Origin of the sequence: Photorhabdus viridis, assembly GCF_040256935.1 — a bacterium.
Classification (GTDB): domain Bacteria; phylum Pseudomonadota; class Gammaproteobacteria; order Enterobacterales; family Enterobacteriaceae; genus Photorhabdus; species Photorhabdus viridis.
The window spans coordinates 1-14,088 of the sequence record NZ_JBEJZY010000037.1; the positions used below are offsets into that span (position 1 = coordinate 1).

Annotated in this window: 14 protein-coding genes and 1 pseudogene; 8 read left to right on the plus strand and 7 right to left on the minus strand. The window is 39.9% G+C overall.

What is annotated here, in order from left to right; genetic code table 11:
* Positions 1-754 precede the first annotated feature (754 nt).
* From ABR397_RS15915 to acs, 4 genes are all read right to left on the minus strand, one after another.
* On the minus strand, positions 755-2,236 hold the full coding sequence (locus tag ABR397_RS15915) for a phosphoethanolamine transferase (RefSeq protein WP_350306613.1): 1,482 nt from the start codon (positions 2,234-2,236) through the stop codon (positions 755-757).
* 257 nt (positions 2,237-2,493) lie between these two features.
* Positions 2,494-4,143 carry a cation/acetate symporter ActP gene (gene actP / locus ABR397_RS15920; protein WP_350306614.1) on the minus strand — a complete coding sequence of 550 codons (1,650 nt, stop codon included), beginning with the start codon at positions 4,141-4,143 and terminating at the stop codon, positions 2,494-2,496.
* Positions 4,140-4,451: a DUF485 domain-containing protein gene (locus ABR397_RS15925; RefSeq protein ID WP_350306615.1), complete on the minus strand. Its 312-nt coding sequence runs from the start codon at positions 4,449-4,451 to the stop codon at positions 4,140-4,142. The genes actP and ABR397_RS15925 overlap by 4 nt, the downstream gene beginning before the upstream one ends.
* Positions 4,452-4,515: 64 nt before the next feature.
* Positions 4,516-6,471 carry an acetate--CoA ligase gene (acs, locus tag ABR397_RS15930; RefSeq protein WP_350306616.1) on the minus strand — a complete coding sequence of 652 codons (1,956 nt, stop codon included), beginning with the start codon at positions 6,469-6,471 and terminating at the stop codon, positions 4,516-4,518.
* 613 nt (positions 6,472-7,084) lie between these two features.
* Between acs and sodA the strand changes: the two genes are divergently transcribed.
* The 4 genes from sodA to ABR397_RS15950 all read left to right on the plus strand — a co-directional run bounded on the left by sodA (position 7,085) and on the right by ABR397_RS15950 (position 9,477).
* The gene (gene sodA / locus ABR397_RS15935; RefSeq protein ID WP_350306617.1) at positions 7,085-7,711 is read left to right on the plus strand and encodes a superoxide dismutase [Mn]; all 627 of its coding nucleotides are present in this window, start codon (positions 7,085-7,087) and stop codon (positions 7,709-7,711) included.
* A 118-nt stretch (positions 7,712-7,829) separates the two neighbouring features.
* The gene (gene yiiM / locus ABR397_RS15940; protein ID WP_350306618.1) at positions 7,830-8,501 is read left to right on the plus strand and encodes a 6-hydroxyaminopurine reductase; all 672 of its coding nucleotides are present in this window, start codon (positions 7,830-7,832) and stop codon (positions 8,499-8,501) included.
* 198 nt (positions 8,502-8,699) lie between these two features.
* The gene (locus ABR397_RS15945; protein WP_350306619.1) at positions 8,700-9,290 is read left to right on the plus strand and encodes an RNA polymerase factor sigma-70; all 591 of its coding nucleotides are present in this window, start codon (positions 8,700-8,702) and stop codon (positions 9,288-9,290) included.
* Positions 9,283-9,477 carry an anti-sigma factor family protein gene (locus tag ABR397_RS15950; protein ID WP_350306620.1) on the plus strand — a complete coding sequence of 65 codons (195 nt, stop codon included), beginning with the start codon at positions 9,283-9,285 and terminating at the stop codon, positions 9,475-9,477. Before ABR397_RS15945 ends, ABR397_RS15950 begins: the two co-directional genes overlap by 8 nt.
* An 18-nt stretch (positions 9,478-9,495) precedes the next feature.
* Here the strand turns inward: ABR397_RS15950 and ABR397_RS15955 are convergent, their stop codons facing one another.
* Genes ABR397_RS15955 through ABR397_RS15965 form a run of 3 tightly spaced genes read right to left on the minus strand, consistent with a single transcriptional unit; the run spans position 9,496 to position 11,152 of the window.
* Positions 9,496-9,972, minus strand: coding sequence for an HvfC/BufC N-terminal domain-containing protein (locus ABR397_RS15955; protein ID WP_350306621.1), 477 nt, complete (start codon positions 9,970-9,972; stop codon positions 9,496-9,498).
* Complete coding sequence (gene bufB, locus ABR397_RS15960; RefSeq protein WP_350306622.1) at positions 9,908-10,831, minus strand: MNIO family bufferin maturase; 924 nt, start codon at positions 10,829-10,831, stop codon at positions 9,908-9,910. Before bufB ends, ABR397_RS15955 begins: the two co-directional genes overlap by 65 nt.
* 27 nt (positions 10,832-10,858) lie before the next feature.
* On the minus strand, positions 10,859-11,152 hold the full coding sequence (locus ABR397_RS15965) for a BufA1 family periplasmic bufferin-type metallophore (RefSeq protein ID WP_350306623.1): 294 nt from the start codon (positions 11,150-11,152) through the stop codon (positions 10,859-10,861).
* A gap of 637 nt (positions 11,153-11,789) precedes the next feature.
* Between ABR397_RS15965 and ABR397_RS15970 the strand changes: the two genes are divergently transcribed.
* From ABR397_RS15970 to ABR397_RS15985, 4 genes and pseudogenes are all read left to right on the plus strand, one after another.
* Complete coding sequence (locus ABR397_RS15970; RefSeq protein WP_350306660.1) at positions 11,790-12,638, plus strand: SUMF1/EgtB/PvdO family nonheme iron enzyme; 849 nt, start codon at positions 11,790-11,792, stop codon at positions 12,636-12,638.
* Entirely contained in the window at positions 12,628-13,164 is a 537-nt protein-coding gene (gene cpmG / locus ABR397_RS15975; protein WP_350306624.1) for a carbapenem biosynthesis protein CpmG, read from the plus strand. Before ABR397_RS15970 ends, cpmG begins: the two co-directional genes overlap by 11 nt.
* On the plus strand, positions 13,161-13,709 hold the full coding sequence (locus tag ABR397_RS15980; RefSeq protein WP_350306625.1) for a CpmK protein: 549 nt from the start codon (positions 13,161-13,163) through the stop codon (positions 13,707-13,709). Before cpmG ends, ABR397_RS15980 begins: the two co-directional genes overlap by 4 nt.
* Before the next feature lie 76 nt (positions 13,710-13,785).
* Positions 13,786-13,969: pseudogene (locus ABR397_RS15985) on the plus strand (Tn3 family transposase); the annotation flags it as partial.
* Positions 13,970-14,088: the final 119 nt, after the last annotated feature.

Sequence of the window (14,088 nt, forward strand, 5' to 3'; positions counted from 1 at the left end):
ACGCCGTAGCGCCGATGGTAGTGTGGGGTCTCCCCATGTGAGAGTAGGGAACTGCCAGGCTTTATATTAAGTGAATACCCTCAGCGTAAGCTGGGGGTTTTTGCGTTTTGGAGTGTTTTCTTTATTACACAGTGAAATCTGAGCTTAGAAATTCTTTTCTTATAATTAATTTCAATGTGGTTTTCTAAATAAAAAGCATATAATGGCCTGATATTTTCTTAGTACTACGGCCGCCATATAGAAGGTACCCTCGAAAATTTTTAAGTTATGCGGTTTCTCTGCGTTGTAATTATCAGAAAAAAAACGGCTTTTGGGTTTTTGCGACTGTGATATTAGAAAGAAAATTAAAATGCTTTGAGGGTACGAACTGAGTTTTTGCAGAAGATTCAGTTCGTGGGGATCATCAGCTAGATTTGTTTAGAATGGTTTTACTGTAAAGTTGATGGCTAGTGAGTAATCGCTTTTTAGCTCAAGTTAAGTTATATGGGGAATATTATTTTATTTTTACTCTTGTATTAAGAGTATTAAAATTTTATTCATGGAGGATAATTCGCGCGACTTTATTAATATTTCCTTGGAAAAATAATGTCATGTAAGCGGTTTTGATTGTAGGATTGCTATATACAAACACTCTACGGGCTTTAACTCGACAACAAAAATAACAATTTCCCTTCCCCTCTCTTATATTTATGAATCACGCATTTTAGTTGATGCTCATAGTAACAGGCTAAAATATCTAGATCTCGAATTTACATCATTTACTAAAATCGTTCATATATTTCTCATCAGGAAGCTCGCTATATTTCATCAGATTTTTATTACCATCTATCACTATTAATTCTTTCGGTGGTTTAAAGCAATTACTCAATGGGGAACGGCAGTGTTTTTGAGATTTATGATGAATACCCAACCAGTCACTAATAAGATAATAATTATCTGAAGTTGAAAAAGGTGCGTTTACTACACCAGTGTGGCGATATTGTGCATTAACATTATCGTTATACCAGATAAATAAGGGGATATTATAAGTATCTTTTCGTGGGTTACTGACACCGTGATGATAACGGATGTCACCATTCTTATCTAAGCGTTGTAATCCGTGATCTGAGAAATAGAGGATAGAGGCTTTTTCTTCTTTGATTTTATTGATGATTTTTCTTATTAGCTGGTCTGTATAAGCTATTGAACTATCATAGCAGTTATCATCTTCATTCGATGAAAAGGAGATCAATTTGTTTTCTGGAAAGCGGTTACAGGATGGCTCATGACTTCCGTAGATATGCATGATAATAAGTTTCTTACCTTTTTGTTCTAGGGCATTATCTAAATAAGGTAACAACTCTTCATCATATCCAATATATTTATTCCACTTCTGATTATCAGCCATGTTAGCGATAACGGTAATTAAGCTGTTACTTTTGCCAGATTTGCCTTGATTACTTATCCAGGTTGTCTTAAATCCTGCATCTTTAGCTAAGGATATAATATTGTCAGCATAATGAGCTTTATCTCTGAGTTGATATAAGGTGATATTAGATAATGAAATAGGTACAGATAATATAGTAACTGGTGCTGGAGAAATAGCTTGATTGAATATCAGAATATTTTTCTGTATTATGTCTAATGTTGGTGTTGTAACTTTATTATAACCGTATAGAGACATATGGTCTCTTCTTGCTGATTCTCCTATTAGTAATATATAAGTATCAATATTTTTATCTTTTCTTATATAATTAAAATTTACTTCAACAGACGTAATTTTCCTGATTTTTTGATTTTCATATATTGCTCTTACCATTGCTGATGAGTTATAGAATGGTGTTCCCATTAAAAAATGCTCTGACAAAATTACCTTATCTGAATATTTTTTTCCTGAAATATAATAATCAACCGGTACTAATAAGCAGATAAATAATAAAGCCCATATATTGGCTTTTAGAAATCGGGAATCTGTATTTTTTGATAACCATCTTATAGCCAGTAAATAAGTTAATGTCATGAAAATAAAGAAAAATACATAATATTTGTTGTAGGACAACATACCTACAGCTTCACTGCTATTTGTATTGATAAAAGTATTAGCAATAGTTGAAGAGAAGCTTATTTGGTGTTTGCTAGAGAAGAAAAATGATGTGGATATATTAAGTGACCATAATAAAGATATAAGTAAAATTAAAGGCTTGAAATATTTAAAACGATAGAAAAATGCGTTAGTATTTGCCAGTAAAAAACTCAATAATACTATCTTTAACTTATACTCATTAGCTACATTACCAATGAAAATTATTGGCAGTAAAGCCAGAATCAAGATAATAAGAATGGGTAATTTATTTCGCATATAGGTTAATAATGTTAAGTAGCGAATTGAAATAATAAAGTTAATCATTAACCTAAGAATAAAACAAGAGCTTAACTTGCGAAATAGCTCTGAGTTCAGGTGGCTTCCTAATAAAAATACCTCTCCTGAAGGAGAGGTTGAGTATAAAATCGTAACTAATGTGATTTTCCTTGTGCGATACCAAGCCCTGTTTGCGATCGAATAAATTGGGTTCTGAATTGTTCTCTTTCCCGCATTCCCTGTAGTGAATTATCGGTAAGAGAAAATAGCCATGAACCGGCAAAAGCGACAATCATTGAGAATAATGCTGGATATTCATAAGGATAGATTGATTTTTCGTGGCCGAGAATGCTGACCCAAATTGTTGGACCTAGAATCATCAAAACGACAGCTGTAATTAACCCCAGCCAACCTCCGGTTAATGCGCCACGGGTAGTGAGTTTGCACCAGTACATAGACAAAAGAATGATTGGGAAGTTACAGCTTGCCGCAATAGAGAATGCCAATCCAACCATAAAGGCTATGTTCTGATTCTCAAATAAAATACCTAATCCAATTGCGACAAACCCAAGTATCACAACAGTTATTTTTGATACTTTCAATTCATCGCGTTCGTTGGCTTCGCCGTGCTTAATGACGTTTGCGTACAGGTCGTGTGATACTGCTGATGCTCCAGCTAGTGTCAATCCTGCTACTACTGCCAGAATAGTGGCAAAAGCTACAGCGGAAATAAAACCGAGGAACAAATTCCCCCCAACTGCACTTGCAAGGTGAACGGCTGCCATGTTAGTACCACCGATTAACGCACCTGTAGCATCTTTAAATGACGGGTTTGGGCTGACCAGTAAAATAGCGCCGAAACCGATGATGAATGTCAGAATGTAAAAATAGCCGATGAAGCCAGTTGCATAGAAAACGCTTTTTCGTGCTTCTTTCGCATCACTTACAGTAAAGAAACGCATAATGATATGAGGTAAACCAGCGGTACCGAACATCAATGCAAGACCAAGGGAAAGTGCGGAAATCGGATCAGATACTAAACCTCCTGGGCTCATGATGGCTTCACCTCTTGAGTGAGCAGTAACAGCTTCTTTAAACAACGTGTTGAAATTGAAGTTTACCGCTTTCATGACCATAAGAGCCATAAAGGTGGCGCCAGCCAGCAATAGAATAGCTTTGATAATTTGTACCCAAGTCGTTGCCAGCATGCCGCCAAACAGAACATAAAGTACCATCAGAATACCAACTAATACGACCGCAATATGGTAATTCAGGCCAAAAAGCAATTCGATAAGCTTACCTGCTCCAACCATCTGTGCAATAAGATAGAGGGCAACAACAACCAGTGAGCCAATGGCAGATAAGATACGAATTGGGCGTTGCTGTAACCGGTAAGAAGCAACATCTGCAAAAGTGTAACGCCCAAGATTTCTTAATCGTTCGGCAATCAGAAACAGGATAATGGGCCAGCCAATTAGAAAGCCGATAGAATAAATTAGCCCGTCGTAACCAGATGTATAGACCAGAGCGGAAATGCCAAGGAATGATGCTGCGGACATAAAATCTCCCGCAATCGCCATGCCATTTTGGAAACCAGTAATACGCCCACCCGCAGTATAGTAGTCAGTACGGGAGCGCGTCTTTTTTGAGGCCCAGTAAGTGATATAGAGTGTGAAACCAACAAACAGGACAAACATAATAATGGCCTGAATGTTGACGGGTTGCTTTTCTATGGAGTCAGAGATTGTGTCGGCCCATATGAGATCAGGAAATAGCAGTATTATTGTCAGCAAAAATTTCTTCATTTCTTTACCTCGTCAAGAATTTGTAAGGTAAGACGATCGAATTCGCCATTAGCTCTGATTACATACAGGCCAGTTAAGATGAATGAAATAACAATTAAGCCAATGCCAACGGGTATCCCACGGGTAATATATGAACCAGCATAAAGAGGGGTACCCAACCATTCAGGTGCAAATGCAATGAGAAAAATAAAACTGACATACAAAACTAACGTGATTATTGATAGCAGCCATGCAAAACGGCCTCGTTTTTCAATTAATTCTTTGAAACGAGGATTATTCTCAATCCCTTGGTAAATGGCGTCATTCATCAGAATGTCCTCTTATATTTTTATTATATTCGTTGATTAAGCCGCCTTGCGGCGGCATGGTATATTACGAAATACTCATTGTTTGTTTTTCTTCCAATAGTTTTTCCACTACTCCTGGATCTGCCAGTGTTGAGGTATCTCCTAGATTACTGGTATCGCCGGAAGCAATTTTACGCAGGATGCGGCGCATAATTTTTCCTGAGCGGGTTTTTGGTAAAGAATCTGTCCAGTGCAGGATATCCGGTGTCGCGATCGGGCCGATTTCTTTACGCACCCAATTACGGACTTCGGTATATAATTCTGGGGAAGGTTCTTCGCCGTGATTCAAAGTGACATAGGCATAAATTGCCTGCCCTTTGATATTATGCGGAACGCCGACGACAGCGGCTTCAGCAATTTTGGGGTGGGAAACCAAAGCGGATTCAATTTCAGCCGTGCCCAGACGATGACCGGAGATATTCAATACATCATCAACACGGCCAGTTATCCAATAATAGCCATCTTCATCACGGCGTGCGCCATCACCACTAAAGTACATTCCCTTAAAGGTAGAGAAGTAGGTTTGTTCGAAACGGTCATGATCGCCAAACAGTGAGCGTGCTTGTCCTGGCCAGGAATCAGTAATAACCAGATTTCCTTCGCAAGCACCTTCTAATTGCTCACCAAGGTTATCAACCAGAGCTGGTTGAACACCGAAGAAAGGCAGAGTTGCGGAACCGGCTTTCAGTTCAGTTGCTCCTGGCAGTGGCGTTATCATGAAGCCGCCGGTTTCTGTTTGCCACCAGGTATCAACAATCGGACATTGGCTGTTACCAATTTTTTGGTAATACCATTCCCATGCTTCCGGGTTAATAGGCTCACCAACAGATCCCAGAATACGCAGAGAAGTACGTTTCGTTCCTTTAATAGCTTTGTCACCTTCAGCCATCAGGGCACGAATTGCTGTTGGTGCTGTGTACAGGATATTTACCTGATGTTTATCAACAACCTGACTTAGACGGTTAACCGCGGGATAGTTTGGTACGCCTTCGAACATCAGAGTGATAGCACCGCAGGAAAGCGGTCCGTAGAGCAGATAACTATGTCCAGTCACCCAGCCCACATCAGCTGTACACCAATAGATTTCACCTGGATGATAGTCGAATACATATTTAAATGATAAGGATGCATATACAAGGTAGCCACCGGTAGTGTGCAGCACGCCTTTAGGTTTACCGGTAGAGCCGGAAGTATAGAGAATAAACAGCGGATCTTCTGCGTTCATCTCTTCAACTGGGCAGTCAGCACTTACGCCTGCTGTCAACTCATGCCACCAAAGGTCGCGACCAGAGTACCAATTACCGATATTTCCAGTACGTTTAAAAACAATAACATTGGATACACTGATAACGGCTGGGTTACTTAATGCGTCATCAACATTCTTTTTCAGGGGAATTGTACGTCCGGCTCTCAAACCCTCATCGGCAGTGATAACCAGTTTAGTATTCGAATCAATGATGCGACCGGATACGGCATCAGGAGAAAAACCTGCGAAAATAACAGAATGGATAGCACCAATGCGGGCACATGCTAACATGGCAACTGCCGCTTCCGGCACCATCGGCATGTAAATAGCAACAACATCGCCTTTTTTAATACCCAGATTTTTCAATGCATTAGCAAACTGGCATACATCATGATGCAGTTCACGATAGGTGACTGTTTTGGACTCTGCTGGATCGTCGCCTTCCCAGATAATAGCGGTTTGATCGCCATGTTCTTTTAAATGGCGATCGAGACAGTTTGCACTTAGATTCAGTGTTCCGTCTTCAAACCAGCGGATATTGACATGTCCAGGATCAAAAGAGGTATTCTTTACCTTGGTGTAAGGCTTAATCCAGTCAACAATGTTACCTTTCTCACCCCAAAATCTTTCGGGATCTTGCAGCGATAATTGATAGTCTTGTTGATATTGTTGTTTATTCATCAGGGCATGTTCTGCAATGACAGCAGGAATAGAGTGCTTCATTATTTGAGTCATATTCATATTCTCCTTGCGAATGTTAATAATATGTCAAAACAAGGTTAACTAAAGTGTAAGGAGAATTTTTGTTTTTTTTTTGCGCGGAAGATCACGCAATAAAAAGAATATTTTTCACGTAATTGTCATTTGGTGTGGTGGGGATAATTGGATTTAATTGCTAACCAAAAATAGTAATTTAAAATCCTAATCCAATAATAATCTTAAGTATAGATAAATTGACTGATAAGTCACTGAAACACAGTTGTATGATAAAACCATAGTGAGAATATGGCATTGATAATCATTTCCAATAATATTTAATTAACTATAATGATTATCGGTTAGCCTCCGGGAAACCTTGTTCTTCGGGGCGGGGATAAAAGGAGGCGGTTTTCTCGCTTTTGCATTTATGTAGTGTGTGACTCCATGAAATGCGCATATAAAGCGCGAAATATCAAAGCTGTCGGGCTGACAGTGTTAGCCCACGGAGAGAGGTAAGCCTTGGCTCGCGTCCCAGTGGGTCAGGCTCGTCTCTGTGAAGTGGGAATCCTCTTCCTTATAGGGGGAGGAGCAGTCAAGTTGTTCACAAGGTGTGAACTTTGAATCATTTTATATGACTGGAGTACATGATATGAGCTATTCATTACCTTCTCTTCCTTACTCTTATGACGCTCTGGAACCTCATTTTGATAAGCAGACGATGGAAATCCACCATACCAAGCATCATCAGACTTACATTAATAATGCCAATGGCGCTCTGGAAGCCTTCCCTGAGCTGGCAAAACTGGATGTTGATGATCTGATTCAGCAATTAGATAAGATACCTGCTGATAAACGTACTTTTGTGCGTAACAATGCTGGTGGACATGCTAACCATAGTCTGTTCTGGAAAGGCTTGAAATTAGGGACAATTCTGCAAGGCCCATTAAAAGAAGCTATTGAGCGTGATTTCGGTAGTGTGGATTCTTTTAAAGAGAAATTTGAGCAGGCGGCGGCGACTCGTTTTGGTTCCGGCTGGGCGTGGCTGGTACTGAAAGATGATGGCAAACTGGCGGTTGTATCTACTGCTAACCAGGACAGCCCGTTAATGGGTGAAGCTATTTCCGGTGCTTCTGGCTATCCAATTGCTGGTCTGGATGTTTGGGAACATGCCTATTACTTGCAGTATCAAAACCGTCGTCCTGACTACATTAAAGCATTCTGGAACGTTGTTAACTGGGATGAAGCTGCAAAACGTTATCAGGAAAAAGTGAAATAATTTTCTAACTCATTTTCTCTTTCTGCTATGCCGGCTGATATTACTGCCGGCATTTTTATTGATTGGGTATTGGTTTATGATGATATCGTCGGACTGATTTCAATAAGGAAAGTGAATTATGTATTATCCGCAGGTATATACAGGCAAAATTGAAATATCAGAAAAACTGTCTGCCAGTGCAATTAACAAACGGATGGTTGATGGCAGCCTGCGTCTGACTTCTCTTGGATTAGAAGGTGATGAACAGGCCGAAACCCGTTTCCATGGTGGTCCCGATCGTGCGCTTTGCCATTATCCCCGTGAACACTACGATTTCTGGAAACATCAATTTCCTGATCAGGAAGATTTCTTTATTGCTCCCGCGTTTGGCGAAAATATTTCCACAACTGGCCTGACAGAAGAGAATGTTTGTATCGGTGATATTTTCAGTTGGGGAGAGGCTATGCTTCAGGTAACTCAGCCTCGTTCGCCTTGTTACAAACTCAATGCTCATTCCGGTATCAGTAATTTTTCTGCCATTATGCAGGAGAGTGGCCGCTGTGGTTGGCTTTATAGAATTATTGCTGCGGGAAATGTTAGCCCGGATGAGCCTTTTGTTCTTGTTTCCCGTAATAGTGATGTTTTGGTTAAAGAAGCGATAGCTATTGCTTTTAATATGCCATTTGATGAAGAGCAGTATCGTCGGCTGATGAGTGCTGCTGGATTATCTGCTAGTTGGAGCCTGACGATGCAAAAGCGGGTGATGTTTGGAAAGATTGAGGATTTTAACCGTAAGTTGTTTGGGAAATAATAAAATGCGCACGTGGTGAACGTGCACATTATCACTGACACTACTTCCCTTGCTGTACAAAAAACAGATTTAATTTAGAATTACTCTCCGTTCTTCAAACGGTCCCTAAGTCATATGAGTGAATTTAAGCAATTCCGCCAAAATGGTGTTTCATAATACCCGGTTATTCCGAACAATCCTGTTAAGATAGAAACCACAATGTCCGATATCAATAATTTGCTGCGGGATCCGCAGTTTTTTTCCACGCTGCATAAACAGATGTTGCAGTTTGCCAGCTTGCAGCTGAATGATTTTCATCAGGCGGAAGATGTTGTTCAAGAGGCTCTGGAAGGAGCGATGAAGAATGCCTCTTCCTTTGCCGGACGAGCCGCCTGGAAGAGCTGGGTGTTTACGATCCTGCGTAATAAGATCTCGGACGCCTTGCGTATGCGTTATCGGCACAGCAGCGTGAAACTGACTGATGATATTGATGAGCAAAATTTCGAAGCGCTGTTTGATGAGTCTGGTCATTGGCCGCGAAACGAGCATCCTCAGTGCTGGCATTTACCGGATAAGGCGGCCGAACAGGAGCAATTCTGGGTGGTTTTCGAGCTTTGTCTGACACAGTTGCCAACGCAAAACGCGCGGGCATTTATGATGCGCGAATTTATTGGTCTTGAGACTCAGGAGATCTGCCAGGAAATGGCGCTCTCCGTCAGTAACTTGAATGTGATGCTCTGGCGTGCGCGTATGCGTTTACGCGAATGTTTGTCACAACGCTGGTTTTCCCAGGAGGATAAATATGCTTAGTTGTTACCAAGCTACGCGCCTGATGTCTCAGGCGCAGGATGAAAAAATCATGCTTTCTCAACGTGTTAATCTAATGCTGCATTTGCGAATGTGCGCCGGATGCCGAAACTTCAGACAACAACTTGCCGACCTGCGCACTATCACTTCCGCATTCACTCGTGGTGAAAACGAGAATCAAAATAAATAATAACGCAGGGTGAGGGAATCAGGTGCACTGCATTTCCGCACGGCTGAGCAACATTATTCGAACACCGTCGTCAACGAGGGCTGCTTCTGTCGTCTGTACGGCAAGGGCCGCCGCGTGCAGTGATTCGATAAACAACATTTCCAGTCGGGTGAGATCGTTCAGCCAGGGCCAGTCTGCCAACGGCTGGAACGTCGCAATCCAGTCCGGTAATTGCGCACCATAGCCCGCTAAAACGGGAAAAGAAGGCAGTTGCTGCCGTATAAATTCTGCCGCCATCGCACGGAAAAAACACTCTCTGAGCTGGGCGAGGCAGTTTTCGGCCAGTGCATCAATCAGCGACGCTATGACATTATTACGATAGATCGTAAAACGTACCGCCGGATCGCTACCGTTCCAGGCTGTCAGTCCCTTTGGTACTGTGAGGTAGGGGTCAAGAAGTGCTTGATACAGTCGTTGTTGCATTTTTCGTGCTCTCTGTAATGTAACGCTGGGCATGGCTGGCTTCGTTCAGCAATACGTCTAATGGTGGAATATTGCTGTCCCATTCGATCAGGGTGGCGATCGGCCCTGTTTCACGTAGAGTCTTGTTATAGAGATCCCAGACAGGCCCAGTCACATGACTATCGTGTGAATCAATCAGCAGCCGGTTGTCTGCCCCATCGTGGCTTTCTGTATAGCCCGCCAGATGAATTTCACCGACACGGTGAAGGGGCAGCTCGAATAGCATCTGCTGTGGGCAGCGATTATGGTTGACGCCACTGATATAGAGATTGTTCACATCCAGCAGTAGTCCGCATCCGGTGCGGCGTATCACCTCGGAGATAAAGTCAGTCTCGCTTATGGTTGAGGTACTGAACTCGACGTAGGTGGCCGGGTTTTCCAGCAGAATGGGGCGACGCAGCGCATTTTGTACCTGATCGATGTGTTTGCAGACCCGTGTCAGCGTGACGTCGGTATAAGGCAGCGGCAACAGATCATTGAGAAAGAGATCATTGTGCGTCGACCAAGCAAGGTGTTCAGAAAAAACGGCTGGCTGGTAGCGTTCAACCAGCGCAGCAACACGTTGTAAATGGGTCTGATTCAGAGGATTTTCGCCTCCGATGGACAGGCCCACACCATGAATAGAAAGCGGATAATCCTGGCGAATGGCGGTCAGTGCCTGATGAAACGGACCACCTGCAACCAGATAATTTTCCGCGTGAATTTCAAAAAAACCGATATCGGGTTTATCGTGCAGGATAGCGCGAAAATGCTCCGGTTTTAATCCTATCCCTGCTCTGGCCGGGAGCATATTGAGCATGAGGCGGTCAGGAGCATCACAAGAGACGCTATGCGGGGGTAGAGAAATTATCATCGTATGAGCTCCTGTCTGATGCTGGGATTACACTTCTTTAAACGCGTCTAGTTGACCAAAACCGGTTGGGGAGGTCGGAGACTTCATTTTTACGCAGGAACCCGCCGGTACCATTTTCCAGGCATTGCCCTGATAATCCATTTTGGAGGTACCAGCACAGGTGGTGCCTGCACCTGCTTTACAGTCGTTTTTCCCTTTTAGAGAAACGCCATAGCATTTCTCCATTTTGCTGCCGGAATCCGCTATTGCTGAAGTGCCTGCCGTAATTAATACGCTACCTAAGGCCATAGCCAGTAATGCTTTTGTCGTTTGTTTAGTCATAGAATGTTCCTTTTATATTTATGTAGAAGGTGAATTACTGCTTCGCTGAAACAAGCATTTGCTTCACTCAATTAGTCGCACCGCACATCAATTTCTTACAGGTGGGTATGAAAAAAAATGATTTTTTTTATAGTTAACTGATTTTTAATGACTTATTTTTTGAATCAAATATCGGACTGTACAATAAATAGGCTTTTTTCAGAATGTCTTCCGTATGTTCATCGTAATAGGCATGAAAGTTGGATTGTGATCGCTATAATACATCCGTATCAGGATGCCAAAGAACTTCCGATTAAACTGAATAAAAATCAGTCACTTGAAAGTGATAAAAGCAATTTGCTTACTGCCTTAAATGGAAGAAGCCGTCACTGAAAGTTTTCTACTCAGAAGAAGATTTTTCAATGACGGCTTAAACAGAATTCGGGTTATATTAGTTCAGTAGAGCTCAACAAGACGGATTTTGCGGCGGTGGCTTCAGACACCTTTATTACAAAAAACAAAAAGATAGCGAAAGAGATTATTTTAAGATTAAAAAATACGGGAGATAAAAATGGATGTCTTTAAATTAAAATATCATTGCGTTTCTGGATATATATTGACTTGCTGCTCATACCAAAAAAAGCAATATAGGAAAAAAATGAAGTATATTTATTTGTTTTTATCTATAATAATGTCATTAAGAGCGTATTCATTTGATGACATGGAACTTAGCGTTGTTGAAGGTGGTGATTTTTACGTTGGTAGTGTATTTGGCACTCAAGATTATGAATCTCATTCTAATGTTAAATTAAATTCTTTTTATATCATGAAGAATGAAGTTACTTATTCAGAATATAAAGAGGTATATGAATGGGCTATATTAAATGGTTATGATTTTGATGATGGATGTAACGGGGCATATTATGAAGATTGTCTTCCCCCTGAACAGGATGAAGGCAGGCATCCTGTGACAAATATTAAATGGCTAGATACCGTTCTTTTTTCAAATGCATTAAGTGAGAAATTAAAACTCACTCCAGTATATTTTCAAAAAGGAAATAAAATTATTAGAAAAAAAGACAAAAGCTTAGAGGTTTTTATAAATACAAAAGCTAATGGCTATCGTTTACCTACCTTAAACGAATGGCATGTTGCAGCAAGGGGGGGAAAACCTGCCTTACGATTAGGAAGATATGGATACTATCACTCTGGGAGCAATGATTCTAAGAAGGTGGCGTGGTATCCAGAGTTTAATACAAGTAATTTTGGAACACAGGTTGTAGGTAAATTATCTCCAAACGACTTAGGTTTATACGATATGAGTGGAAATGTTTCTGAATGGGTCTATGATAGTTATGAGCTTGGTAAAGTTAAGTTGTATTATTTTTGTGGTGGAAGTTATCTTTCCCATTCAAACAGCTTGTCCAATTGTGATAACCATAGTTCAGGATATATGATGCCAGATATTGGGTTTAGATTAGTTAGGAGTTATGTAAATGAAACATAAATTTTACCTTATTTTTATTTTCCTTTTCTCGTTCAAGGCATTTTCTCATTGCGGAAATAAGGTAAATCTAGAGGATGGAATCAATCTTATAGATTTGAACGGTGATGGAAAAAAAGATGTAGTTTTTTATGCTAAATTTGAAAACAATACATCTCATCCAAGTAATACATTAACTGTTTTTATGAAAAATGAAAGTGGAAAGTTTAATATAGTTCCACTCCCAAATGATACTGGTTTTACTTGGTTTGATTTTAAATTATCTGCTTCTGAAATAAAAATACAAGATTACGAGCTAAGAGTAAAAAATGGGGTTTATTATATTATTTTTTTTCACAAAGAAAATAATGATGATGACATATTTGGAGAATATCCAGTGGAATTTATTAAATATGATATAAAGTATAACAATGAAGTACCTGGCATTTCAAATTATTATTGGGATTATACTAAATCCTATCTTACAAAGAAAAAATATAAAAATGCTAGTGATGCCATAACAGAATACAATATAGAGTGTGGTTTATGAAAAATTATTTTTTCTTTTTTTTATTGTTTTTATCTTTTTTTTGTCATTCAGAAGGAAATGAATTGTTTAGAAAGAAAATACAAAAAGAAATTGACGATAAAATATTATTATGCCTAGGTGAGACTGAATGGCCAGTATCAATTAATGAGGATTCTATATGGGCTAATGCGAACATGGAATCTCTTGTTGATGCTGGATTAGTAAAATTGGATTTTAAAAGAGGAAAAAATAAATTATGGAATTTAACCAATTTAGGGGAAAAAGAATTTAATAAAAATGGTGATTTTTGTTATGGTAGAATGATGTTAAAAGACATTCTAAATATAAATTACATAAATAAAAAAAGAGGATTTATAGTTTTTAACTACTATGTACACTTATTACCTGAATGGGCTAAAAACAAATCAATAAGATTCGCATATTCTTATTTAGATAATATTATTACAGGCATTGACAATGAAAAATATCAAATTGAATTTGAAAAATCTGACACTGGGGTTATTAAAATAATAAGTGATCCTGTTCAACTTGAAATTCTTTACTAATTTTAGGCAATAATAGGGTTCAGAAACAACGGAATAGTACACGCCGTTAAGTAACTATTTAATAGCGGATTCGACTAATAAGCGGAATGTACACCGTTCCTAGAATTGGGTTGAGTCTTATCACCAGTTACTCAGCCGTTGCCAGAGTGGGTAGAAAGAAGGAATTAACCGGAAAAACTGACATTGAAATCGAAATCAGCAACCAGTGCGGCCGATTGATCGCCAATGCGATCATTTATTACAACTCGGCCATCCTGTCACGAAAGACTATACGTTGAAGCATTGTTCACTTTTCTGAAATATACTTTTTCGAATAACCGCTCGCGGTTTACACATTATGGGATTAGAGTCATCATAACTAATAATACAATGCTGGGAA